General features: G+C 42.0%; 27 protein-coding genes. 7 read left to right on the forward strand and 20 right to left on the reverse strand.

Annotated features, from left to right (window positions below; translation table 11 throughout):
* The first annotated feature begins 101 nt into the window (after nt 1-101).
* From U0035_RS17460 to U0035_RS17470, 3 genes are all read left to right on the forward strand, one after another.
* Nucleotides 102-1082, forward strand: a complete 981-nt coding sequence (locus tag U0035_RS17460) for a PhoH family protein (protein ID WP_114791751.1) — start codon at nt 102-104, stop codon at nt 1080-1082.
* Nucleotides 1048-1713 carry a YiiX/YebB-like N1pC/P60 family cysteine hydrolase gene (locus tag U0035_RS17465; protein ID WP_162817926.1) on the forward strand — a complete coding sequence of 222 codons (666 nt, stop codon included), beginning with the start codon at nt 1048-1050 and terminating at the stop codon, nt 1711-1713. The genes U0035_RS17460 and U0035_RS17465 overlap by 35 nt, the downstream gene beginning before the upstream one ends.
* Before the next feature lie 90 nt (nt 1714-1803).
* Nucleotides 1804-2355 carry a hypothetical protein gene (locus tag U0035_RS17470; protein WP_114791749.1) on the forward strand — a complete coding sequence of 184 codons (552 nt, stop codon included), beginning with the start codon at nt 1804-1806 and terminating at the stop codon, nt 2353-2355.
* 6 nt (nt 2356-2361) lie between these two features.
* Here U0035_RS17470 and U0035_RS17475 read toward each other — a convergent pair whose 3' ends face one another.
* From U0035_RS17475 to U0035_RS17515, 9 genes are all read right to left on the reverse strand, one after another.
* On the reverse strand, nt 2362-3114 hold the full coding sequence (locus U0035_RS17475) for a maleylpyruvate isomerase N-terminal domain-containing protein (RefSeq protein WP_211316475.1): 753 nt from the start codon (nt 3112-3114) through the stop codon (nt 2362-2364).
* A 111-nt stretch (nt 3115-3225) separates the two neighbouring features.
* Nucleotides 3226-3807: a dihydrofolate reductase family protein gene (locus U0035_RS17480; protein WP_114791748.1), complete on the reverse strand. Its 582-nt coding sequence runs from the start codon at nt 3805-3807 to the stop codon at nt 3226-3228.
* 179 nt (nt 3808-3986) lie between these two features.
* Nucleotides 3987-4094 carry an S-adenosylmethionine:tRNA ribosyltransferase-isomerase gene (locus U0035_RS17485; protein ID WP_245957761.1) on the reverse strand — a complete coding sequence of 36 codons (108 nt, stop codon included), beginning with the start codon at nt 4092-4094 and terminating at the stop codon, nt 3987-3989.
* A 36-nt stretch (nt 4095-4130) separates the two neighbouring features.
* On the reverse strand, nt 4131-4736 hold the full coding sequence (locus U0035_RS17490) for a hypothetical protein (RefSeq protein WP_114791747.1): 606 nt from the start codon (nt 4734-4736) through the stop codon (nt 4131-4133).
* A gap of 236 nt (nt 4737-4972) precedes the next feature.
* Nucleotides 4973-6022, reverse strand: a complete 1050-nt coding sequence (queA, locus tag U0035_RS17495; RefSeq protein WP_114791746.1) for a tRNA preQ1(34) S-adenosylmethionine ribosyltransferase-isomerase QueA — start codon at nt 6020-6022, stop codon at nt 4973-4975.
* A gap of 210 nt (nt 6023-6232) precedes the next feature.
* Nucleotides 6233-7933, reverse strand: a complete 1701-nt coding sequence (locus U0035_RS17500; RefSeq protein ID WP_114791745.1) for an ABC transporter ATP-binding protein — start codon at nt 7931-7933, stop codon at nt 6233-6235.
* On the reverse strand, nt 7934-8323 hold the full coding sequence (locus U0035_RS17505; RefSeq protein ID WP_114791744.1) for a hypothetical protein: 390 nt from the start codon (nt 8321-8323) through the stop codon (nt 7934-7936).
* Nucleotides 8324-8363: 40 nt separating this feature from the next.
* On the reverse strand, nt 8364-8750 hold the full coding sequence (locus U0035_RS17510) for a hypothetical protein (RefSeq protein WP_114791743.1): 387 nt from the start codon (nt 8748-8750) through the stop codon (nt 8364-8366).
* Nucleotides 8751-8808: 58 nt separating this feature from the next.
* Complete coding sequence (locus U0035_RS17515) at nt 8809-9579, reverse strand: AMP nucleosidase (RefSeq protein WP_114791742.1); 771 nt, start codon at nt 9577-9579, stop codon at nt 8809-8811.
* A 41-nt stretch (nt 9580-9620) separates the two neighbouring features.
* Between U0035_RS17515 and U0035_RS17520 the strand changes: the two genes are divergently transcribed.
* Nucleotides 9621-10067: a type I restriction enzyme HsdR N-terminal domain-containing protein gene (locus tag U0035_RS17520; protein ID WP_114791741.1), complete on the forward strand. Its 447-nt coding sequence runs from the start codon at nt 9621-9623 to the stop codon at nt 10065-10067.
* Here the strand turns inward: U0035_RS17520 and U0035_RS17525 are convergent.
* Nucleotides 10038-10931: a 3-hydroxyacyl-CoA dehydrogenase family protein gene (locus U0035_RS17525; protein ID WP_114791740.1), complete on the reverse strand. Its 894-nt coding sequence runs from the start codon at nt 10929-10931 to the stop codon at nt 10038-10040. The two genes, U0035_RS17520 and U0035_RS17525, sit on opposite strands and share 30 nt — an antisense overlap.
* A gap of 291 nt (nt 10932-11222) precedes the next feature.
* On the opposite strand from U0035_RS17525, the gene U0035_RS17530 reads away from it, so the two are divergent.
* On the forward strand, nt 11223-11684 hold the full coding sequence (locus U0035_RS17530; protein WP_211316474.1) for a ribonuclease domain-containing protein: 462 nt from the start codon (nt 11223-11225) through the stop codon (nt 11682-11684).
* Nucleotides 11681-11962 carry a barstar family protein gene (locus tag U0035_RS17535; protein ID WP_114791739.1) on the forward strand — a complete coding sequence of 94 codons (282 nt, stop codon included), beginning with the start codon at nt 11681-11683 and terminating at the stop codon, nt 11960-11962. Before U0035_RS17530 ends, U0035_RS17535 begins: the two co-directional genes overlap by 4 nt.
* Here U0035_RS17535 and U0035_RS17540 read toward each other — a convergent pair.
* From U0035_RS17540 to U0035_RS17575, 9 genes are all read right to left on the reverse strand, one after another.
* The gene (locus U0035_RS17540) at nt 11959-12447 is read right to left on the reverse strand and encodes a VOC family protein (RefSeq protein ID WP_114791738.1); all 489 of its coding nucleotides are present in this window, start codon (nt 12445-12447) and stop codon (nt 11959-11961) included. The two genes, U0035_RS17535 and U0035_RS17540, sit on opposite strands and share 4 nt — an antisense overlap.
* Before the next feature lies 1 nt (nt 12448).
* Nucleotides 12449-13804, reverse strand: a complete 1356-nt coding sequence (locus U0035_RS17545; protein WP_114791737.1) for an efflux RND transporter periplasmic adaptor subunit — start codon at nt 13802-13804, stop codon at nt 12449-12451.
* A 59-nt stretch (nt 13805-13863) separates the two neighbouring features.
* A complete protein-coding gene (locus U0035_RS17550; protein ID WP_114791736.1) occupies nt 13864-15291 on the reverse strand; it encodes a TolC family protein in 1428 nt (475 codons plus the stop codon).
* A 66-nt stretch (nt 15292-15357) separates the two neighbouring features.
* Nucleotides 15358-17523 (reverse strand): peptidase domain-containing ABC transporter, encoded by a 2166-nt coding sequence (locus U0035_RS17555; RefSeq protein ID WP_114791735.1) that lies wholly within the window; start codon nt 17521-17523, stop codon nt 15358-15360.
* 77 nt (nt 17524-17600) lie between these two features.
* Entirely contained in the window at nt 17601-18713 is a 1113-nt protein-coding gene (locus U0035_RS17560) for an HlyD family secretion protein (RefSeq protein ID WP_114791734.1), read from the reverse strand.
* A gap of 184 nt (nt 18714-18897) precedes the next feature.
* Nucleotides 18898-19413, reverse strand: coding sequence for a CPBP family glutamic-type intramembrane protease (locus tag U0035_RS23015; RefSeq protein WP_114791733.1), 516 nt, complete (start codon nt 19411-19413; stop codon nt 18898-18900).
* 9 nt (nt 19414-19422) lie between these two features.
* The gene (locus U0035_RS17565) at nt 19423-19620 is read right to left on the reverse strand and encodes a hypothetical protein (RefSeq protein ID WP_114791732.1); all 198 of its coding nucleotides are present in this window, start codon (nt 19618-19620) and stop codon (nt 19423-19425) included.
* Nucleotides 19621-19637: 17 nt separating this feature from the next.
* A complete protein-coding gene (locus tag U0035_RS17570; protein ID WP_114791731.1) occupies nt 19638-19844 on the reverse strand; it encodes a hypothetical protein in 207 nt (68 codons plus the stop codon).
* Between the two features lie 528 nt (nt 19845-20372).
* On the reverse strand, nt 20373-20843 hold the full coding sequence (locus U0035_RS17575; protein ID WP_114791730.1) for a CPBP family glutamic-type intramembrane protease: 471 nt from the start codon (nt 20841-20843) through the stop codon (nt 20373-20375).
* A gap of 389 nt (nt 20844-21232) precedes the next feature.
* On the opposite strand from U0035_RS17575, the gene U0035_RS17580 reads away from it, so the two are divergent.
* Nucleotides 21233-21628 carry a helix-turn-helix domain-containing protein gene (locus tag U0035_RS17580; RefSeq protein WP_114791729.1) on the forward strand — a complete coding sequence of 132 codons (396 nt, stop codon included), beginning with the start codon at nt 21233-21235 and terminating at the stop codon, nt 21626-21628.
* Between the two features lie 79 nt (nt 21629-21707).
* On the opposite strand, the gene U0035_RS17585 is transcribed toward U0035_RS17580, so the two are convergent.
* Complete coding sequence (locus tag U0035_RS17585) at nt 21708-22316, reverse strand: C40 family peptidase (RefSeq protein WP_114791728.1); 609 nt, start codon at nt 22314-22316, stop codon at nt 21708-21710.
* Nucleotides 22317-22401 lie beyond the last annotated feature (85 nt).

Below are 22401 nucleotides of genomic sequence, written 5' to 3' on the forward strand. Positions count from 1 at the left end.
TTTGAGACAGAAGGGCAGGCGTTTTGTAAAGATGCTCAGAACGACGAAAAATAAGCCGGTTCGCCCCTCGCCGGGAGCCTTAATGATAAACTATATCCGATTTGACAGAAACAATTATTAACCTCGAAACAGTTAACCCATTGGATTTTTTTGGCGTTAACAATGCAAAGCTCGACATCCTTAAAAAGAAATTTCCTTTACTTAAAGTTCTTTCACGTGGTACGCAAATAAAACTAAGCGGTGCGCCCGAACAAATAAAGGCGGCTACGGAAAAAATTAAACTGGCTATTTCCTACCTGGAAAGAAATGGCAGTATGAGTAATAATTATTTCGACCAGATTTTGGGTGGCGACGATGTTGAAGTGATTGATAACTTCATGGAGCGTAATCCGAATGAAGTATTGGTGTTTGGTCCTAATGGTAAAAGCGTAAGGGCAAGAACCGCCAATCAGAAAAAACTGGTACAGGAAGCCGAAAAGAACGATGTCGTTTTTGCTATCGGTCCTGCCGGTACCGGTAAAACCTACACGGCTGTGGCTTTAGCTGTACGTGCATTAAAGAACAAACAGGTAAAGAAGATCATTTTAACCAGGCCGGCAGTAGAAGCTGGCGAAAGCCTGGGTTTTTTGCCCGGCGATTTGAAAGAAAAAATTGATCCTTACCTGAGGCCGCTATACGACGCGCTGGATGATATGATACCCGCCGATAAGCTGGGATATTTTATGACCACGCGAACGATAGAAATAGCGCCCCTGGCGTACATGCGTGGACGAACACTCGATAATGCCTTTATTATCCTAGATGAGGCACAGAATGCTACCGATTTACAGCTTAAAATGTTTTTAACGCGTATCGGCGCTAATGCTAAAGCCATCATCACCGGTGATATGACACAGGTAGATTTACCTAAGAACCAGCGTAGTGGTTTAAAAACCGCGGCGCGCATCCTGCGTAATATTCCGGGTATCGGCTACATTGAACTGGATGAGGAAGATGTGGTAAGGCACCGTTTGGTTAAAGCCATTATCAAGGCGTACAATGCGGAGCATGAAAGGAGCACAGAAAGAGAAGAGTCGAAGTAATAAAGGTAGAATCCATTTTACCTTCAGAGGTATCCGTTTAGGCGGATGCCTTTTTCTTTTTGGTATACTGGCTTGCAACACCGGTAAAAAGCCCAACTTAGATAATGCTGTAGAAAATATTCAGGCACTTACAAAAAGCGGGGATGTGATTGTAAGAAATGGCAACGATGAAGTGAGTGAGGCTGCACGTAATTTCAACAGGAAAGATAAAACCTACTCTCATTGCGGACTGATACAGGTTGAACAGGATACTGTGTTTGTGTACCACGCATTAGGAGGGAGTTATAACCCCTCTCAAAAGCTTTTGCGCCAAACGCTAAGGGACTTTTGCGGCGATGAAGCTATTGATAAGATCGCGGTGTTCAGGTATCCCTTAAATGATAAGGAGAGCCGGATACTGAGTAGCTGGATGCTGGAGCATTATGACAAGAGATTGCCTTTCGATCTCTTCTTCAACTTTCAAACCGATGATCAGATGTATTGTAGCGAATTTGTGTTTAAGGGATTGAATGCAGCAAAAAATGATAGCCTGCGCAAGTTGTTGCCGAAAGATAAAGAAGTTATGTACGTTGCTATTGATGACCTGTATTTGAATGAATGGGCAAGTAAGATATGTGTTATTGATTTTTAGTTACACCAGGCATCAGTACTGCATATTGATTTGCGGAATTTAAAGGAAAGCGGATTGCTCTATTTCGATGATTGTATAAATTTGATGGATATGTATTCCGATTGGACCCAACGCAAGATACAATTGTATTACGCGGCTAACTATTTGTTTGAACAGGGGAAATCTCATCCCCGCGTGGTAAATATCTTGTCGAAGTATGAACCAGATATAGGCTTACTGACAGAGATGGCTGATCAGGCAATGGAAGATAAATGGCGTAAGGTATTCAATGAGACCCAGCGATTGTTTTCGGAAGGAAAGACATACGGAGAAGTAGTAGATGAAGTAAGGCACATGGAAGCCGATGAAGAAATTCTCCACTTTATTTGTAACAGTTGGTACAGGGTTAAAACCTTATACATAGACCACCTGATTGATGCTCCAACTAATATAACTGAAGGAATAGAGGGTGTTGCGTTTTGTTCTATTGGAGTGTGCGCGGTATTCTATTTCGACGCCTTTTTATTATCGAAAATTGTGTGGGTAGGGGGGCTTTTAGCCTCATTGGGTACCTGGCTTTACGGTTTACAGCAAAAAAGATCGATCACGGGGCTCAAAAAGATCCTCGAAGAGGATTACGCTCAACTGGCCAATTTAAGATAGCACTGACTAAGCCATAACCGATACCATTTTCAAAACCTGCTCACCTAATGTTTTATCACCTGTTATTTCGACCTTAGCAGCCACCTGCTCCGGGGTCCAGCTTTTAGAGAATAATTTCCATGCCGTATCAGGATCAATAGTTACCTCCGAGTGAGGTGTTTGATTGTTGTTATGATGATCCCTGTTCAAGACCCATCCAGCAGCCGTTTTGGTTATATTCCATTGACCACCAATATTGGTGGATATAATGACGGTTACGGTTGTGTTTTCTGTTGCTTCAATGTTTCTGAACGTATAAGGAAGGGCATACATGAATGTATCCAGGAATGGGTAATATAATTCCTTTGTCATAAGACCTTCTTTATTTACTGCATCTCTTATTTGTTGCTGATGCAGGAATTTCTCGGTGTATTCCCTGGCAATATGAAACCAGTTGGGTGAGGCTTCCTGTCCGGCCCAGGCTACGGGGAATATTGCGTTCTCAAAAGGATTAAGCTCCCCGAGATGCGCTGTATATTGTTGACCTGTAACCGCCAAAAGTTCAATTAATACCCGGGGGCTCAGCCTTTGGGTAGCCCGGGTCCAGGTCATATTCAATTGATTTAAAAAAGAAACAAGGTCCTGGTACGAATTGATATTACTGGCCGGTTCGCCAAAATAATGATCCCTTGAAATGGAGAGACCCCTCAAATTGCCGTCCAGCAGGTGGGCTGCTACATCTTTTACTTTCCAGAGCCTGGCAACAGTGGGGTATTCCATTCGGCCTCGGTCAGCGATTCCAAAAGCCCGATGAGCATGCTGTCCAGGACCGGGAATAATTCAAGTGTCTTTATTTTAACTACCTCTTTCATTCACTTCCAGTCTGTTAAATTATTTAGATTGCCGGCTTTCTGCTATATAATTCAACTCGGTTACTCCGCATGTGAATTGTTGGGTAGACAATAGTTTGAGTTTTACAGGCTCTTGAATGTTGGCAAACAACGGAATGCCCTTACCCAGGACAACAGGATTGACAAACAGCCAATAGCCGTCTATCAGCTGCAGTTGCATTAATGAATGAGTTGCCGTGGGACTGCCAAAAACAAGTATGTCTTCTCCTTCCGGTTGTTTTATTTCATTGATCTTTTCGAAAAGATGGTCACTGATAATTGTGGTATTGCTCCATTTCGATTCGCTGAGTGTTTTCGATAAAACCACTTTATGAACTTTACTGTACCATTGTGAATGTTCGATATCGTGTTTGGATGCATTGGGCTGATCGGCGGCTGTAGGCCAGTAGCTTTCCATCATCTGAAAGGTAGTTCTTCCATATAGTGCCGTATTGCCCTTGCTGATCCGTTTACCCACGTGATCGAAGATATCCTGGTTGACCTGAATCCAATCCATTTCGCCATTAGGTCCTGCTACAAAGCCGTCGAGGGATATATGTACAAAAGAGATTAATTTTCGCATGATATTCTATTTTAGAATGGCTATTTGTTATTCCAAATTTACATACAAACCATATGCGTAATGCTATATCAGGAAGTTTATGATAGCGTTACCGGATATTACCGTCCATTTATTTTGGTGGGCTAAAACAAAATGGCCGTCATTACTGGCGGCCATCGATATAGAACGAAATTGGTTGCTTACAGTATCAGTAAAGCGTCGCCATAGCTAAAGAACCGATACTTGTCTTTAATAGCTTTTTTATAAGCTTCTACGGCCAGGTCATAACCTGTAAAAGCACTGGTCATGATGATGAGAAAAGTAGGCTACTGCTTTGAAATATGTCAAGATCTGAAGACCATTTTGGTTTCATTTTTTGGTATAATTTGTTCGTTGTGATTGCGATAATATTCGTTTGTCATTAGATTGACCTGGTAGGAGTAACTTTTATTTTGTTTTGCAGCTCCGTAGAGTTTGCTAACTGTTACATGTGCGAAGGCCGTATGTACATAACGCTCAAGAGCCGCATTTTTAGTTCTTTTTCCGTCAATCCATAATCCATAGGTCTTATCATTTTTCCATTCATTTAATTGTGCATGGGTAGGTACAATTTTTTTTAAGGAGGGAGGTGGTATAATAAATGCAACCTTTTGCTTCGATTGTTGGGTGACGCTCATCTGTTTGAAAATTTGCTCAAGACGTCTCTGGTCAGCCTTTGAAATGTTTTCCTCAAATTTTATCCACCAAAGCTCACCGGTTGTGCCATATTTTCCTACAATAGCAGCGTACTCTTTCATTAAATCCAGGGAAGCACCTTTTTTCGCAGAACCAACGGATATACCTATCCATGGCGGTATATTTTGCCCGGAGGTGGTTGACTGGCTTATGGCGTGAAGTGTCGTTGTTAATACGCCAGCTGTTAGAAGCAGGGAGAAAATGGATGTTTTCATTATCGCAGAAATTTTAGTAATAGCAGTTTGATTACTATCTGTGAATCATCGTTTATATAAAGACGCGATACTGCTGATTTTCCATAAAGCAATACTCCGAAATAAAATTACGCTGCTACCTGCACTTCAGTACAAGTGAGTGACACAAAAAAGGTGGGCTATGTTGCGTCAGTTGGTCATCTAATAAAAATGGCCGTCATTACTGGCGGCCATCGATATAAAACGAAATTGGTTGCTTACAGTATCAGTAAAGCGTCGCCATAGCTAAAGAACCTGTACTTGTCTTTAATAGCTTTTTTATAAGCTTCTACGGCCAGGTCATAACCTGCAAAAGCACTGGTCATGATCATCAGGCTGGTTTTAGGCAAATGGAAATTGGTAACCAGTGAATCGGCAATATTAAACTCATAAGGAGGGTGAATAAACATATTCGTCCATCCTTCTGAAGGCTTTAACATTTTTTGAGCGGTGAAAGAAGACTCCATTGCACGCATGGTAGTGGTACCGATAGAGCAGATGCGATGACCGGTTTCTTTAGCCTTATTTACAATTTTGCAGGCCTGCTCTTCAATGCGGAAGTATTCAGCATCCATTTTATGTTTGCTCAGGTCTTCTACCTCGATAGGACGGAATGTGCCTAAGCCTGTATGTAATGTAATTTCAGCGAAACGAACACCTTTGATCTCCAGGCGTTTGATCAGCTCACGGCTAAAGTGTAAGCCTGCTGTTGGCGCAGCTACCGCACCTTCGTGTTTAGCGTAAACGGTCTGGTAACGCTCTTTATCATCCTCGTCTGGCTTGCGTTTGATGTATTTGGGAAGTGGTGTTTCACCTAATACTTCCAGTTGTGCACGGAAGCTCTCTTCATCACCTTCCCATAAAAATTTAATAGTACGGCCACGGCTGGTAGTATTGTCGATAACTTCTGCTACCAGTTCTTCATTGTCTCCAAAATATAATTTATTACCTACACGTATTTTTCTTGCGGGGTCCACAATTACGTCCCAAAGACGGTTAGGCCTGTTCAGTTCACGTAATAAAAATACTTCGATCTTGGCACCGGTTTTTTCCTTGCGTCCGTACATACGGGCAGGAAATACTTTCGTATTATTTACCACAAAGGCGTCCTTATCGTCAAAATAGTCCAGGATGTCGCGGAAATGCTTGTTTTCGATTTCTCCTGTATGGCGATGAACCACCATCATACGGGCATCCTCTCTTTTCTTTGCTGGGTGTTGGGCGATAAGGTTAAGCGGAAGGTCGAATTGAAATTGTGAAAGCTTCATGTAGAGAATTCTTTTTAAGGTTTGAAAACCAATAAAACGGCGGATTGAAGCGGAGACAGGTAGTAAAAAACACCTGAGTATCAGGTATTTTTGTGCTGCCGAGCCCCGGTCTTACGGCACCGGTTTTCGATTTTGTGGGTGCAAAGGTAATAAATTTTGAGTATACCCGGTAATTTATTTTGCTACATTATCCAAATGTTGTATATAGCCTTAACTTACTTTCGGTATGGCATTAATTAGTCGCTGAGTATAGGCTGTTTGGGGATTTCCGTAAATATCATCAGCAGCGCCCATTTCTTCTATTTTTCCTTTATTCATAACAATAATCCGGTCGCTGATATAACGCACTACGCTCAGGTCATGGCTTATAAACACGATGGTAAAACCAAATTCTTTCTTCAGGTCGTTAAGCAGGTTTAATACCTGGGCCTGTACGCTTACGTCTAATGCCGATACAGATTCATCGCAAATGATAAAAGACGGCTGTAAAGCTAATGCACGGGCTATAACGATCCGCTGACGTTGCCCGCCGCTAAACTCGTGCGGATACCGGCTGTAGTGCTCCGGCAGAAGTCCTACTTTTTGAAGTAATTCTACAACCTTTTTTTTCCGGTCTGTAGCAGATTTAATAAGACCATGTACTGATAGTGGTTCTTCTATAGCTGCTCCTATTTTTTTACGGGGATTTAAAGAGGAGTAAGGGTCCTGAAAAATAATCTGCAATTGCTGCCTGAGCGTTCTTAGCCGCGAAGTGGCGTACGAAGCCAGATCCTCGTTTTTGTAGAGGACGGTGCCTTTGGTTGCGGGAATCAATTGTAATAGTGTCCGGCCCAAAGTCGTTTTGCCGCAGCCGCTTTCGCCTACAATGCCCAGTGTTTCGTTTTCATACACATCAAAGCTAACGTCATCCACTGCTTTCGTATAGCTGACGGGTTGTCCCAGCCAGTTCTTTTTTTGTATGTAGTGAACTGATACATTGCGTACGGTTATCAATTTGTTTGCAGGAAGGATCTGCTTATTCCCGTGAGAAAGGGGAATATCAGGATGCTGCTTTTTATCCGGGTCTAAAAAATCAGCTACCACCGGTAACCGGTTTCCCCGTTGATGATTAACGGGCCGGCATGCGATCAGCGCTTTTGTATAAGGTTGTTGAGGATTGGAAAAAATGTCTTTTACCAAACCTTCTTCAATGATGCTGCCCCGGTACATTACTATGGCCCTATCAGCAATCTGGGCTACTACACCCAGGTCATGCGTGATGAATATAACACCCATGCCCGTTTCGCGCTGGAGTTCCTTAATAAGCTCCAGCACATTTTTTTGTACGGTTACATCCAGCGCCGTAGTAGGTTCGTCGCATATCAGCAAAGAGGGCCTGCAACACATGGCCAATGCAATCATCACTCTTTGTTTTTGTCCCCCGCTGAGTTGGTGCGGGTAACGCTTATAGATACTTTCAGGATCGGGAAGCTTTACTTTTTCGAACCATTCAAGTGTCTCCAGTTTTGCCTGCTCCTTACTGATTTTTTTGTGGTGGAGTAGAGCTTCGGCCACCTGTTGACCACAGGTGAAAACAGGGTTGAGCGATGTCATCGGCTCCTGGAAGATCATCGATATTTGATTCCCTCTGATCTGACGGAGCTCTTTGTCAGTAATACGCAATAAATCAGATGGATGCCGCCCCTTTTTACAAAAAAGGATCTGCCCGTTATTAACTACGGCAGGTGGTGAGGGGAGCAGCCTGAGAATGGATAAGGAAGTTACAGATTTGCCCGATCCGCTTTCTCCTACCAACGCAACAATTTCGCCTGGGTTTACGTCGAAGGAGACATGCTGAAGTGCTTTATTAACGTTTTCTTCATTAATAAAGCTAATGGAAAGGTTTTTTATAGAGAGCAGCGGCGCGGCCATTTACTTTTTTACCACCTCCAATACTTTTATGTTTAATTTTTTAGCAGGGGTGGGGTAGTATGCCATGCATACCATACAGCGGTTGGGACGATCGTTATCCAGTTCAAAATAAAATTCATCGCCAACCTTAAGTCCTTCAGGCAGATCGCAGGGGTTTTTGACGCCAAATGCATTGGTATAAGTGCTGTCCGTTTGCGGGTTGGTCCAGCTGGCTTGCACCAGTGAGGTATCCTTGTTCCCTTCAATGAGGCTGAAAGTATAGTTAGAACAGATTCCCGAAACCTCAAAGCGGGCTTTCATTTTTCCGTTATTGTGGCTTACCGGCGTAGTTTTGTTACTACAGGAAGTAACAATTGCCAACAAGATGGTTGCAAATAAATAGAATTTCATATAGAATTTTTAATCAATTGCTGCATAAACCGTGCAGGTTTTATGGTTCCACTTCAATGTTTAAGCTTTTGGATGGAGTTCCTGTTATGGCAATATTACAAATGATACAATCATTCTTCACCGGTTTCTTTACAATCCTGAATCGGAAAGACTCGCCTTCGCGAATACCAGAAGTGAAATCGCAGTTATTGCGTACCATAAAAGCTTTTTGATAAGTATTACCATCGTGTTTCCAACTGTTATCTACTAAATCCGGATCGATATCTCCATTAGTAATCACACAGGCATAGTACCTTGCACAACTATTGATACTCTTTATCTCGGCGGTATATATATCGTCCCCGATATAATCCCTGTCCTTATCGCATCTGAATGCACAAAGGGTAACGAGTAACAGCAGTGACGCCACAAAAGCTTTGTAATACATAGAAAGTGATTTTGCTTTATTACAACGCATAAATCCGGCTGCCTGCAACAATAATCGCTTAAAATCTTAAATGCCTGATGGTTTGCCTGTTTTCAATCAATTGCCGTAGCGATTGTATACCTATTTTTAAGTGATTTTCTACATAATCGGCGGTCACCTTTTTGTCGCTCTCTTCTGTTTTAACCCCTTCAGGGATCATAGGTGAATCACTTACCAGGAGCAGTGCCCCCGTCGGTATCTTGTTATAGAAGCCCACGCTGAAAATAGTGGCCGTTTCCATGTCGATGGCATAGGCTCTTACTTTTTGCAGGTATTCTTTAAAAGGCTCATCATGTTCCCAAACACGGCGGTTGGTAGTATAAACCGTGCCGGTCCAGTAATCGGTATTCGCCTCCCTGATGGTGGTACTTACTGCTTTTTGAAGGGCGAATGCCGGCAATGCAGGTACTTCCGGTGGAAAATAATCGCTCGAAGTACCCTCGCCGCGTATGGCAGCAATAGGCAAAATCAAATCTCCTACCTTATTACGTTTTTTCAAGCCACCGCATTTTCCCAGAAAGAGCACCGCTTCCGGCTCAATAGCAGATAGGAGGTCCATTACCGTAGCCGCTGTAGGGCTACCCATTCCAAAATTAATAATGGTAATATTTTCTGCGGTAGCACATTGCATGGGCTTCCCTTCACCTACAATGGGTACATCATTCCAATCGGCAAACATTTTTACATAGTTGCTGAAATTGGTTAATAACACATACTTTCCAAAATTTTTAAGGCTTTCTCCTGTGTAGCGTGGCAGCCAGTTTTCTACAATTTCCTGTTTTGTCTTCATATATATTGCTTTAGCTAAATTAAACTTTTATTTTTGGACTGATGATTTTAATAGAGTATCCGACGCCCGATTTTAAAATTGAGCTTAGAAACGACCAGCCTTTTATTTTCGATACGATTCGCCGGAAATGGTTATTGCTCCAGGACGAAGAATGGGTAAGGCAGAATTTTGTTCAATACCTTTTGCAGGTAATGCGCTATCCTAAATCTTTGATTGCGCTGGAAAAAGAAATATATCTTGGCGATCTGAAAAAGCGTTTCGACATATTAGTTTACGATTATAACCACAAACCATGGATGTTGGTTGAGTGCAAGAGAGAAAAAGTTCCTATTTCCGAAAATACGGTGCACCAGGTGCTTCGTTATAATATATCCATGCCCGCAGAATATTTAGTAGTCACCAATGGAAATCAAAATTACGGATGGCAAAAAAAAGACGGGCAGCTACTGTCTATTTCCTCACTTCCTGAATTTGTCGCTCACCACTAAATCTTTGCTGCCGGCTAAATAGGTATAAAAACCTTCTCCCGTTTTGATGCCCAGTTTTTGAGAAGCCACCATATTCACCAGGAGCGGGCAAGGGGCATATTTAGGATTTCCGAAACCCTTATGCAATATCTGCAAAATTGAAAGGCATACATCCAGCCCAATAAAATCTGCGAGTTGAAGGGGACCCATGGGGTGAGCCATACCCAGCTTCATAATAGTGTCGATAGCTTCTACACCTGCCACACTTTCATGTAGCGTGTAGATGGCTTCATTGATCATCGGCATTAAAATCCGGTTGGCTACAAAACCGGGATAGTCATTAGCTAACGCAGGCGTTTTCCCTAGTTGTTTGCTTAGCTCCACAATAGTGCCCGTTACAAAATTGCTGGTAGCATACCCATTGATCACTTCCACGAGTTTCATAACCGGAACGGGGTTCATGAAATGCATTCCTATTACCTGTTGTGGTCTGCTGGTAACCGATGCAATTTTGGTAATAGAAATGGAAGAGGTATTACTGGCCAGTATGCAATCGGGCGGCGCTGCTTCATCAGCCTGTTTGAATAGCTGTAGTTTGATAGATTCGTTTTCTGTGGCTGCTTCCACAACCAGTTGGGCGGTAGCCACTCCTTTCCCGATATTGGTTTCTGTTTGTATGTGTTGAAGGATAACCGCTTTTTGTTCTTCGCTGATGAGCTCTTTGGTAATCTGTCGATCGAGGTTTTTCGCAATAGTGCTGATGGCCTTTTGTAATTGCTGTTCTGATATGTCGATCAGTGTTACAGTAAATTGATGTTGAGCAAATACATGGGCAATGCCATTTCCCATAGTGCCGGCTCCAATAACAGAAACATTTTTTATCATACGTACTGTTTAGTTACCGGAAGATAGCAAAAAGAATTGAAGTGGTTCCGGCTGCGTTTCTCACCGGACAGCAAAGCGTTATGTAGTTTTCTTACGGACTCCACAGAATAGCGCAGAAGGAAGGTATATTGTACAATAGTACCGATTGGATATCCTTAATAGACCCATTACATTGACCTAAACGGCTATCAAACCGGCATTATAAGGGAAATTACCGGTCTAAATGACCACTCACTTTCGTATAACTTCTGTGTATTTCTGCGTTTTCAGTGAGAAGCTTTTGTCTTAAGTTTGCATAATGATGAGCAGCAAAAAAATCGGTTATATTTTTTTAGTGTTAGTAGTGGCGGGCGCATTCCTTTTTTTAGGGACCAGTCACCTGCCGGTGGCAATGCTGTTGTAAATGACAGTACGGTTCAAAGCATCGATCAGCTAACCCGGGAGGACCTGGTGGTTCCTTATGTGAAAAAGCATCAACAGTTACCGGAATACTATATCAGGAAGAGTGAAGCCCGGGAAAAAGGATGGGAAGCAGCTGCGGGCAATTTGTGTGATGTATTGCCTGGTAGGGCAATAGGGGGTGATGTGTTCTCCAACAGCGAGGGTGGTTTGCCATCTGCGGAAAAAAGAAAATGGTTTGAAGCGGACTTAAACTATAAGTGCGGCCGTCGTAATGCAGACCGCCTGCTTTACTCAAGCGATGGGTTGATATATGTTACACATGATCATTATAAAACATTTCAGCAAAAATGAAACAGGTGAAATTTGATTTTGAAAGGATAGGAACTATCGATGATTTTTATGTGATCTTGGTACGTGAATTAGGATTGCCTGAGCATTTTGGAAGAAACCTGGATGCCCTATGGGATAGTCTCACCGGCGATGTAGCGCTGCCGGTGTCTATTCAATTCGTTAATCTTTCGATGGCACAATTGGAAACCTTCGAAAAGCAGATCAGTTTATTTGAAGAAGCTGCTGAAGAGTTGGGGGCTGATTTTACTTTTGAATATTACCTTAAACCTATGTATTAAGGTGTAAACCCTTGTTGATCATTATTGATCTCCAGCCAATAGCCATCCGGGTCCTGCAGCCATAACTGTTGAATGCCATCCGGCCTGGTTGTTACTGCTCCTTTTTTACCGCCGGCATCCTCCCAGGTTAGATTATTCTTTTTAAGCTTTCCAATAAAAATTTCCAGCGATGGGACGCTGAAGCAGATGTGGTGATTTTTATAATACTCTTTTTTTCCTTCCGAACCTAGTATCAGGTGCAGGGAGGTATGAGGGCCTGTTTTTAGCCACACATGTTTCCCTAATTTAAAAGGTTCTTCTATCTGGGGAAGTCCGATAATGTTTTTATAAAAATCAGCAGCTTTTTGAAGGTTCATAACAAACAGCGCCTGATGATTCAATATGGCCACCGCCTTACTGCTGTCCTGTGCCTGTAACCAGCTGGTACCAGCCAACAATATAAAAGCAAGCAGGGCTGTTCTTAGCCGGTTGATAGAAGGTGTCATACTATTTCTTTTTAAAGAGCTCATCTTTGGTAACAATTTTTACTTTGTCACCGTCTTTTAAGGTCTGACTTACCATATTGTAAGGACCCGTGACAATCATATCACCCGGCTGTATACCCTTGGTCACTTCTATGTAGTTGATATCCTGTATGCCGGTTTTTACTACTCTTTTTTTAACGATACCATCTTTCATCACTATAAACACCACTTCCTGCATATCATTGTCTTCAGTTTCCAGGGCATCTGTGGTATTGGCTTTTTCATTTTCCTTTTTAACCTCGGCAAGGCTCTTATCGCTGTCTTTAATACGCGCGTTTACCGAAGCAATAGGCACTGCAATCACATTGCTCTTTTGCTTGGTTTTGATATCAGCGCGGGCATTCATGCCAGGCCTGAAAGGGAAACGGCTTTTCCCGGACGGGTCGATAAGATCCTGATAAGAAGATTTATCCAGGCGAATCCTCACTTCGTAATTAGTTACTTCGGTACTCGCAGCGGCAGCCAGGGCGGATTTCACACTACTGGCGATTTTGGTAACGATGCCTCTAAACTTGCGATCATTATAAGCATCTATTTCAACATCTGCATTATCCCCTATATTCACTTTTACAATATCGTTCTCACCTACGTCCACTCTTACTTCAATCGTGTTCATATCTGCAATGGTCATCATTTCTGTTCCGGCCATTTGAGCTGTACCTACTACTCTTTCTCCCTTTTCTATTTTGAGAGAAGATACAACCCCCGTCATAGGCGCAACAATCGTAGCACGGCTCAGCGTGATATTGGCCGAAGTAAGACCAGTTTGCGATGATTGTACACCTGCCTGCAGGCTGCGTATATTTTGAAGTGCCGCGTCATAGTTGGCTTTGGCAGAAGAAAGGCTGGTCTCAAATTGTTCGAATTCAGCTTTGGATATAACGCGGTCGTTGTATAAAGTTTTGTTGCGGTCGTATTGTTGCTGTGCCTGGTCCATGCTTGCCTTTAATGCGCCCAATGCTGCCCGGCTGTTGGCAACGGTAGCCTGTGATTGGCCCACTCTTGCAGCGGCTTCATCTCTTTGCAGGGCATATACATCTGCATATACTCTGGCCAGCACCTGTCCCCTGGTAACACTATCACCCTCCGCAACGGTGAGTTCGGTAACCTCACCACTAATGTCGGGGCTTATTTTAACTTCATATTCCGGGTAGATCTGCCCGCTGGCAGTTACTGTTTCGGTAATAGACCGGGAAGCCGCTTTTTCAGCTGTTACCTGCAAGGCGCCTTTACCTTTATTCATATTTACAGCGATCAGAAATACCAGCGCCAAGGCAGCCCCGGAAATGATCAGTATTTTTTGCCAACGTTTACTCATTGATATGGATGATTTGGAGTTCCAATAGTTATCAGGAAGTGATTGGGCCTATTGTTAAATTAAAGTTTTAATCCTAAGCCTTTGTAAAATTCTAATAGTTTCATTTTGAAAACATAATCATATTGCGCCGATACCAGGTTTATTTTAGCCCTGAACAAATTATTCTGATTCAGAATAAGATCAATGGGTTGTAGCAAACCTACATCAAATCTTTTCCTGGCAAAATCGTATGCCTTCTGTGCCGACTCTACTGCAACCTGTGTCGCATTGTATTTCTGGATAGCTGCCACCGCATTGGTATGCGCCTGATAAATATCCTGTTTTAAAGTGCGGCTGTCCTGTTCTCTTAACAATTGCTGGTTCTCAACATCGAGCTTTGCCTTTTGCCAGTTAATACGTGCAGATCCTCCGTTAAAAATAGGAATATTCAAAGCCAAACCTGCATTTTGACTGAAGTTGTTACTAAGTTGTCTGAAATAAGTGTTTTTGTCAAATCCCTGAGGAATCCTTGCTTCTGAATAAACGATGTAATCCTGTCCACTAATGTTTACAAGTCCGGAAGGTGCGGCAGTTATGGCATAATCTCTAGGAATTATTTTTTGCGCATTAGAATACCGGGAGTTTAAACCGCCAAAAAAAGAAATCGTTGGATACATGCCTGCTTTAGCTATTGCTACATTTCTTTCGCTGGCAAGCAAATTCAGGTTATTGATCTTTTGCTGGGGCAAATGCTCCAACGCCGATTGATACACCAGTGCGGGATCCAGTTCGGCCAGCGTTTCTAACGGAATGGATTCTACCGGAGGTACTTCTATCTCAAACGGAATATCAGCTTCGAGGTTGATCAATGCCTTTAGCTGTAGCAGCGACAAAATATAATTCGTACGGGCGGTGATCATATTAGAACTATCCGTCGCGTATTGGGTTTGTGCTTCAGCCTGGTTTAATTCGGGTAAGGCCCCGGCATCCACCTGTTTCTTTATATTATTGAACTGTTCACGGCTTTGGTCAACCTGTACCTGGCTGATGTTGATTTGCTCTTTATTTAATAAAGCTGCCAGGTAAGCATTAGCAACGTTCAGCGATACATCATTTTTTGCTTTTTCCAGCCGGGCAACACTTGCCTGTGCCAGGTAATTGTTCGCTTTTACAGTATTCTTTTTAGCGAACCAGTTGAAAAGGTCTAACCCAACATCCAGCCCATGGTTGGCAAATAAGATCTCGTTGGTGGTAAACTGGTTCGATGTAGGATCGATGGAGCGGCCAAACTGAAGCCCTCCGCTATGCTGGCTGTTAATTCTGGGATATAAAGCCATTATGCTTTGGTGATGTGTTAACTTGTCAAAACGGGCCTGTACGTCTGCTTGTTTTACGGAGATATTGTTTATGACAGCATAATCCACACAGCGTTTTAAGGACCATTTTTCCTGGCCAATAGCTGACCCATAGATCGCAATAAGCAGTAAGACGAAAGATTGTCTCTTCATAAAATAAGCTAAATATTAGTAAAAATAAGATAGAATACAGATATTACCTATACCATAGTTTTTCTGTTACAAATCGGTGCTTCCGGTATGGAACTTCCATAGGGAGGCATAAACGCCGTTGGCAAGCATTAATTCTTCGTGAGCCCCTGATTCGACAAGCGTTCCGCTTTGTATCACCAGTATTTTGTCGCAGCTCCGGATAGTGGATAAACGATGGGCTATTATGATGAGGGTTTTGCCTTGTTGTTGGAACCATTGTAATGCCCGCTGCGTTTGTGTTTCGCTCGCGGGGTCTAAACTGCTCGTAGCTTCGTCCAGTATCAGTATTTCCGGATTTCTATACAAGGCTCTTACAATAGCCAGGCGTTGACGCTGACCTCCTGAGAGGTTTACTCCCTGTTCGTTCAAAGTGGTATGATAATTAGCCGGTAACTTTTCAATAAAATCGTTAACACCCGTCAATTTGGAAAGGAAAAGAATTTTTTGCATGTCGGGTTCGTAGTCTCCAATAGCAATATTTTCAATAATGGTTCCGGCAAAAAGATCGATATGTTGCGGAACTACCCCAATCAGCTGACGAAGACTTTTATTGGAAATATGATCCAGTTCAAAATCGCCGATGGTGATGCGACCTTCTTTTACAGGATAGAGATTTTGCAAAAGCGACATCAGGGTAGATTTACCGCTTCCGCTCTGACCAACAATTGCAGTGCTTTTTCCCTTTTCAATAGCTAAGCTCAGGTTGGTGAATACCTGGGTTCTGGTGCCGTACCGGAAAGAGACGTTGTCAAAAAGAATATTCCCCGTCAATTCGGGCGTGATATTTACCTTATTATCATTGTTGGTTTCGGTTTCCAGGTCTATGATTTCGAACAGGCGGTCGGCAGCAATTAACGCATCCTGAATGTTTTTATTGGCGCCGATAAGGGAAGCAGCCGGACCGGTTAAATAACCGATCAATGCATAAAATGAGAGCAGTTCACCCGGCGAGAGTTCGCCCTTTACTACAAAATAGCTACCGGCCCATAACAGGACGATCGTAAATAAGCGGGTAAAGAATTCAATGGCATTGCCAGTATATAAACTGTATACAGATGTTCTGTAAATAGTTTGAAGTAATTTATAGAACCGGTTCTCCGTTTTTTCATTGGCGTACGACTCGAGGCCCAATCGTTTGATCGTTCCTGCGGCAGTAAGACTTTCGACCAGCTGTGTTTCCAGCTCAGCGCTGTCTTCCATCAAAGTGCGTTGCCATTTTTTATTGATCTTATTACTGATAAAATAGAGCAATGCGTATATCGGAATGATCAGCAGCATTATGGCCGCCAGCTTCCAATAGTACATAAACATAAGGCTGATGGAGAAGCCGATAATAAGAACATTTACGACCAAAGAAAGAGAAACGTCGTTTACAAACATTCTGATTTTAACGGCATCGTTGACCCGGCTGATGATTTCACCTACACGCATGGTATCGAAAAAGCGCTGAGGGAGTTTTAAGAGATGTTTGTAGTATCCTAATATGAGCTTTGCATCGATCTGCTGCCCGGTTTGCAAAGCGAATAACGACTTATAAAATCCTATGAGTAGTTGGAAGACAAGTATTGCGATCATCGCTACGCTCAATAGGTTCAATAGCCTCAGATTGCCTTCAACCAGAACAAAGTCGATGATCTTTTGCATATAGATGGAGGTGGAAAGTCCCAGGATGGTATAAATTGCAGCACCAATAACAGCTTGTAACATAATAGCGCTATGTGGCTGGATCAGCTGCCAGAATCTTTTAATGTTGGATACTTTTTCATTGCCCGTGGTAAAGCTTTCGCCGGGCACGATCAATACAATTACGCCGGTCCATATTTCTTTAAATGCTTCATGTGTATGCCTGTAAAGTTTGCCATCAGCCGGATCCATTACCAGGATATAGTTTTGGGTTGTTTTATAAATCACTACATAGTGGTACAGCTGATTCTTAAGCTGCAGGTGAGCGATGGCAGGCAGCGGAATTTTAAAAAGACTTTCAAAAGGGCCTTTAGCTCCTTTGGCCTGGAAGCCCAGCTTTTCTGCAGCTTCTATCAGGCCCAGTACATTCGTGCCGCGTTTATCGGTACCTGCAAACTGGCGGATACGGCTAACTGGCAGACGGAGCTTATAATGGGCTGCGATTGAGGCCAGGCAGGCGGCGCCACAATCAGTGACGTCTCTTTGTTTGATTTTGATTTCCTTTCTCATAGGTCTTTAACAGTATTGGGTTTCAAGCAGGTTGCCGCAGGCAGATCCGTTGAATTAGAGACCCTTGCAATCGGTAGCTACCCTGCGTTGGCTATTCCAGGCGCTGCCGGGTTCAGCCAGTCGTCTATCTTATCAAACAGCAATTGCCAGAGTGTTCGTTCTGCTACAACAAACCGGGCCTGCAGCGATAATCCTTTTTTCAGCTTCTCGGGGAAGCCATTTTTTAAATGCAGCTGTGTAGTATCAAAACTGCAGCGTACTTTAAATACCAGCTGTTCATTCACTACTGAAAAGTCATTGTCGATACTTAAAATTGTCCCGGTAAGCACACCAAAATAGTTATAGTCAAAAGCGTCGACCTGGAATCTTGCAGCCTGTCCTGTTTTGAGTAAACCTACATCCCGCGTATTTACATAACATTCTGCAATCAGGCTGCTTTCGGGCGATAGGGTAGCAATGGTTTGTCCTGCCTGTACCATGCTTCCTTCATATAAGCTATTGATGCCTTGAATTACGCCGCTTACCGGTGCTTTTATCTGGAAGTTTTTTTGATCAGCCAGTATTTTGCTTCCGGCAGCCTGAAGTTGTGATAGCTCAGCTTCGTAGGTTGCCAGCTCCTGCTGCCATTGGGCTAGCTGGTTGCGCGTAAATGCCTCGTAAGCCGCCAGTAGTTTTTCATTTTCAACCTGCTTGTCAAAGGCTTCTTTAGGAGCAATTACTTTGTCTTTTAAAAGGGTATTATTAATGTCCAGCTCCCGCTGCACTTTTCTAAGTGAAGCCTGTTGATCAGCCAGTTGGTATTTAAACCGGTTGAGTTGTTGCTTGTATAGGGCGCTACTTAAACTATTAAAGGAAACATTGCCATGAGACGTGGTAAGTATTTTAAGGTCATGTATAAACAGCGTGCGTTGGTTGATGTCGTAGTTATTACTTACAGCCTGCACCGGAGATACTTCATCTTTAATAATGGCGATTATCTCACCCGCTTGCACCAGCTCACCCTCTTTGTAAAAGAGTTTTTCTACGATGCCTGAAACAACCGGTTTTATATCGCTACGTTCGGTTACAGGACGGGTAATACCGGTAGCCCGGGTAGAAATAGTGGTGGAGATGAAGGGCAATGCAACCAATGCCGCCATTACCATAACCAGGGTGACAAGATAGATTATGGAAGTTTTTGGGAAATTCATAGGTGTAAAAAATGGTTATCATTGGGAATTGTAGCCATCCAGGAAACCTTGTTTGGCATCTTCCCAGTCAAGGATGAGCCATACTGTAAGCACTATTATAATAATTATATAGATGGTTCGTTCATTTAATTTCATAGCGGAGTGGGTTATGTTATTAAAGAAAATAATTACATTTTATGCTGTTCTAGGCAAGATATTTCTTGAGAAGAAAAACGCATAGGTTATAAAGTAAATGGATCAAAACAACAGATAAATACGGATAGAATTTGGCTTTTTTGAAATAGAGATAACTATAATTGAGGGTGATTCCTCCCAAAAAAGCATTTACACGGTATAACCAATTGTAGCTATGCATAAAAGAAAATACCAAGCTGCTACATATGATAAATAACCAGTCCTTATTACTGTCAGTCAAGGTGACGTCCTTCGTTATATACAGAAAGATTTTGTAAGAATAGTATTGGAAAATCAGTGTCTCGAAAATAGGGACAAGTAATATAGTAACGATTGCTTCTTCAATTGTAGAATCCCAAATTATAGCGTTATTTGATAAAATGCCTTTGAGATAGTAGTAGGATAAGTATGAAATCGCAACTGAAAGTAAAAGATTTATACTAATTACCAGAAAAACGAACTTGAGATATTTACCTAAAGTCATTTGTTGAAAATTAAAAAAATGCATGCCATACTTGGCATGCATTGTAAAAAATTATTTGTAAAAGTATTTTGAGCCTTGTGAAGCACCCTCAACGAAAGCACAAAAGCCACCCCAAATTGCCATTGCTGTATAAACTCCATAATAGCTTATATCGTTGGCAAAAGAAGTGTCTTTAGATGGTGTTTTGCCTCCATAGGTGTCCATCAACTCTGTTTGGTTTAATTCCGTTAGTTCTATTAAATTTTTCATGGTGTTAAAGTTTAGTATTAGCGAGGATTGTTTTTATTGTAATCTTCCCAGGCACTTACTGCTCCATCCTTAATGTCTTTCCAATTGTCAACTACAAAGGCTACAAGACCACCTATAGTTAATTTTCTTGCCCAAGATGGGACTTTCCCCCCATCTGCTACAAGCTGTTCGTCCGGAGCGAGGCTGACCAGCCCCATTTTTTCGAGTTCAATTGTTTGTGTCATAAATTAGTTTTTAAAGTGTTTTCAAATACTCGTCTTACGTGTTTTGCCAACACAGGGCATACAGTATTGCTCCCTCATGGTGCGTCCACCAGTCTTTTTGTTTGATAATAATGGTGTTCGATACAGGCGTTAGCTCCTGTATATCGGCCAGCTTTCAATATGAAGTTACTATTACCACCTGTTGAAAACCAAACCATTTTTAATATATAGTTATCTGTTTTTTATATATTTTATAATTGGTATATTTCTGATGTATGAGAGTCATTCCAGGAGGTTTGATCAATTTGTCAGAACGAAAAGCAGGCAGGAAATGGTATTATAAATAGGTTTCAATGAGGGGCTACCAGGCACAGGATAAAAAATGACTAAAAGACAATTTATTTCCTGATGCCGGAGATGCGAGTTCGCCAACAGTTAAAAGTTCAGCGTACACGGTGACCATAACTGATATCAGGTATCCGCAACGAAAAGCATTACAAAGCAGAATGCTTTTGGAATGGCCCAAAGGAATCGATAGTATGGCTGTTTTTAAAGCAGTGTATGTCTGATAACGAATACTAAAAAGTTGTACAGGCAATGGATAAACGTCACAGACCAGTAAGGATAGAAATTAGCCTTTGTAAAATACACGTAAGCATAATTAAGACAAATCCCGCCCAGAAATGCGCTGACGTGGTACAACCAGTTGTAATTGTGAAATGCAGAGAATACCAGGCTGGCTGAAATAATAAACAACCCATCTTTAGTATTGCGTTTTAAGTTTAGCTTTTTAATTAAAAACTGAAAAGCATCATAAACTGAAAGCTGAAATATAAGCGTTTCAAGAAGGGGCGCGACCACCACCACCAGGCAAAATTCTTCCATCAATGACTTCCATTCTATAGTATTGCGGGACATAACACCATCTAATAGATGATGCGATAGACAGGCCAGAGAAAAGGTTATAAGCAGTTGCAGCGCTACAATTGCAATAGCAAATCGGAAATGCTTATACACCATGGTTCAAGTTTAATCGTTAGCAAGCGAAGAATGAGCCTCTGTTGGCTCTGAAATTTCCTGCGACCGGTTCATGTTAGACTTTGAGGCAAAAAATAAAGCAGCCATTTGACAGCTGCTTTACTTTAATTAATAGCCTTTGGTCTTTCTCGATAGGTTACACGAAAAATACAGTTTAATAAACAATTTTCTTTTGCGTAACTTGCAGCACCTGAGTAAATAATAATCTGCCAAACTACCGCTTTTTTGTTGCGCATGACAGTGTTTCTCAAATTTTATCGGTTAGCAACGACAGCCGGGGTAAAAGTAGAAAGAGGTAGGTAGTTCAGCAACCCAAATTTCTTATATGTTTATCAGTTTTTTATATAATTTTGTTTGAATATGTGTTACCTATGATTCATCATACTTTAAAACAACTAAGAAAGAGTAAGGGAATTACTCAAACGCAAATGGCCGAGTTACTACACAAAAGCCAAAACGCTTACAGTTTACTGGAGTCGGGGCAGTCGAAAATAGACGCGGCGGCCATACCGGATATCTGCCGGGTGTTTGATATTACGCCCAACGAATTCTTCGGTTTTGAATCCGACAACAGTAATGAGCCGAAACAGGTTGACCTGGTAGAGATTGTCAGGCTGCTAAAAGCCGAATTGGATAAGAAGAATGAATTGCTAAAGCTTTCATTAACAGCTTTAAGCGAAGTAGAGAAAATAACAGAAAAGAATAAGAACCTGATCAGCTTTCTGAATATTACGAAAAACTATCTATCTTCTCAGGACAGTTGTTAGCAACGGTAAAATAAAAAAGTTCCGCAAAACGGAACTTTTTTTCATATCAAAATTTTCTGTCGTTTGAACTGTATTGAATTTACATTCTTTTAGCGCCCAGATACCGCGCTGCATAGTATTTTTCATCTAATCCGCTCACTGTAACGCCGTTACTTGAAGACGCGTGCGCAAATTTATTATTGCCTAAATATACACCTACATGTGATACACCGCCTCTTGTGTTAAAGAAAAGTAAATCACCGGCTTGCAAATAAGCCATGGAAATAAACTGTCCTGCTGCTTTAAACTGATCACGGGCGGTTCGGGGAAGATCGATGTCAAATGCATTTTTATAAACCTCCCTCACAAAAGCACTGCAATCAATACCACTTTTAGTGGTGCCGCCAAACCGATACCTGGTTCCGTACCACTCGTCAATAGCTTCCAGCAATTTTACACTGGGAAGCATTCCCGGTAACATTTTCAGAATGGCACCATATTTGGACTGCAAACCAGAAGGCATAAAAAACTTCTGGGCAGCTTCTAATAAACTTTCTTTGGTACTGTTCGATTTAGGCCTGATCCCGTTGATCTCATCTTCTATAGACTGGGCAGATCTTACAGCAGCTGGTTTAGTAGGGTCTAGTTGGGCAAATGAATTGTTTACAAAAAACAAGCTAATCAACCCCAACACACAAACTCTTAGCATAAACTTAAATCCTTTTTATTGTTTTCATCCTGTTCTGCGAACCGGAATTAATTGTCAATTTTCTGAATCCTATTAAAAACGTCAA

The sequence above is a fragment of the Niabella yanshanensis genome (assembly GCF_034424215.1).
Taxonomy (GTDB): Bacteria; Bacteroidota; Bacteroidia; order Chitinophagales; family Chitinophagaceae; genus Niabella; species Niabella yanshanensis.

What these genes read in the sequence shown, in the direction of transcription:
- U0035_RS17490 (WP_114791747.1), bottom strand. Translation starts at nt 4,736, where the DNA reads ATGAAAACATCCATTTTCTCCCTGCTTCTAACAGCTGGCGTATTAACA.
- U0035_RS17565 (WP_114791732.1), bottom strand. Translation starts at nt 19,620, where the DNA reads ATGAAAAATTTAATAGAACTAACGGAATTAAACCAAACAGAGTTGATG.
- U0035_RS17535 (WP_114791739.1), top strand. Translation starts at nt 11,681, where the DNA reads ATGAAACAGGTGAAATTTGATTTTGAAAGGATAGGAACTATCGATGAT.
- U0035_RS17585 (WP_114791728.1), bottom strand. Translation starts at nt 22,316, where the DNA reads ATGCTAAGAGTTTGTGTGTTGGGGTTGATTAGCTTGTTTTTTGTAAAC.
- queA (WP_114791746.1), bottom strand. Translation starts at nt 6,022, where the DNA reads ATGAAGCTTTCACAATTTCAATTCGACCTTCCGCTTAACCTTATCGCC.
- U0035_RS17470 (WP_114791749.1), top strand. Translation starts at nt 1,804, where the DNA reads ATGTATTCCGATTGGACCCAACGCAAGATACAATTGTATTACGCGGCT.
- U0035_RS17560 (WP_114791734.1), bottom strand. Translation starts at nt 18,713, where the DNA reads ATGAATTTCCCAAAAACTTCCATAATCTATCTTGTCACCCTGGTTATG.
- U0035_RS17550 (WP_114791736.1), bottom strand. Translation starts at nt 15,291, where the DNA reads ATGAAGAGACAATCTTTCGTCTTACTGCTTATTGCGATCTATGGGTCA.
- U0035_RS17540 (WP_114791738.1), bottom strand. Translation starts at nt 12,447, where the DNA reads ATGACACCTTCTATCAACCGGCTAAGAACAGCCCTGCTTGCTTTTATA.
- U0035_RS17545 (WP_114791737.1), bottom strand. Translation starts at nt 13,804, where the DNA reads ATGAGTAAACGTTGGCAAAAAATACTGATCATTTCCGGGGCTGCCTTG.
- U0035_RS17575 (WP_114791730.1), bottom strand. Translation starts at nt 20,843, where the DNA reads ATGGTGTATAAGCATTTCCGATTTGCTATTGCAATTGTAGCGCTGCAA.
- U0035_RS17570 (WP_114791731.1), bottom strand. Translation starts at nt 19,844, where the DNA reads ATGACACAAACAATTGAACTCGAAAAAATGGGGCTGGTCAGCCTCGCT.
- U0035_RS17580 (WP_114791729.1), top strand. Translation starts at nt 21,233, where the DNA reads ATGATTCATCATACTTTAAAACAACTAAGAAAGAGTAAGGGAATTACT.
- U0035_RS17555 (WP_114791735.1), bottom strand. Translation starts at nt 17,523, where the DNA reads ATGAGAAAGGAAATCAAAATCAAACAAAGAGACGTCACTGATTGTGGC.
- U0035_RS17500 (WP_114791745.1), bottom strand. Translation starts at nt 7,933, where the DNA reads ATGGCCGCGCCGCTGCTCTCTATAAAAAACCTTTCCATTAGCTTTATT.
- U0035_RS17475 (WP_211316475.1), bottom strand. Translation starts at nt 3,114, where the DNA reads ATGGAATACCCCACTGTTGCCAGGCTCTGGAAAGTAAAAGATGTAGCA.
- U0035_RS17515 (WP_114791742.1), bottom strand. Translation starts at nt 9,579, where the DNA reads ATGAAGACAAAACAGGAAATTGTAGAAAACTGGCTGCCACGCTACACA.
- U0035_RS23015 (WP_114791733.1), bottom strand. Translation starts at nt 19,413, where the DNA reads ATGCATGCCAAGTATGGCATGCATTTTTTTAATTTTCAACAAATGACT.
- U0035_RS17520 (WP_114791741.1), top strand. Translation starts at nt 9,621, where the DNA reads ATGATTTTAATAGAGTATCCGACGCCCGATTTTAAAATTGAGCTTAGA.
- U0035_RS17505 (WP_114791744.1), bottom strand. Translation starts at nt 8,323, where the DNA reads ATGAAATTCTATTTATTTGCAACCATCTTGTTGGCAATTGTTACTTCC.
- U0035_RS17525 (WP_114791740.1), bottom strand. Translation starts at nt 10,931, where the DNA reads ATGATAAAAAATGTTTCTGTTATTGGAGCCGGCACTATGGGAAATGGC.
- U0035_RS17510 (WP_114791743.1), bottom strand. Translation starts at nt 8,750, where the DNA reads ATGTATTACAAAGCTTTTGTGGCGTCACTGCTGTTACTCGTTACCCTT.
- U0035_RS17465 (WP_162817926.1), top strand. Translation starts at nt 1,048, where the DNA reads ATGAAAGGAGCACAGAAAGAGAAGAGTCGAAGTAATAAAGGTAGAATC.
- U0035_RS17485 (WP_245957761.1), bottom strand. Translation starts at nt 4,094, where the DNA reads ATGACCAGTGCTTTTACAGGTTATGACCTGGCCGTAGAAGCTTATAAA.
- U0035_RS17480 (WP_114791748.1), bottom strand. Translation starts at nt 3,807, where the DNA reads ATGCGAAAATTAATCTCTTTTGTACATATATCCCTCGACGGCTTTGTA.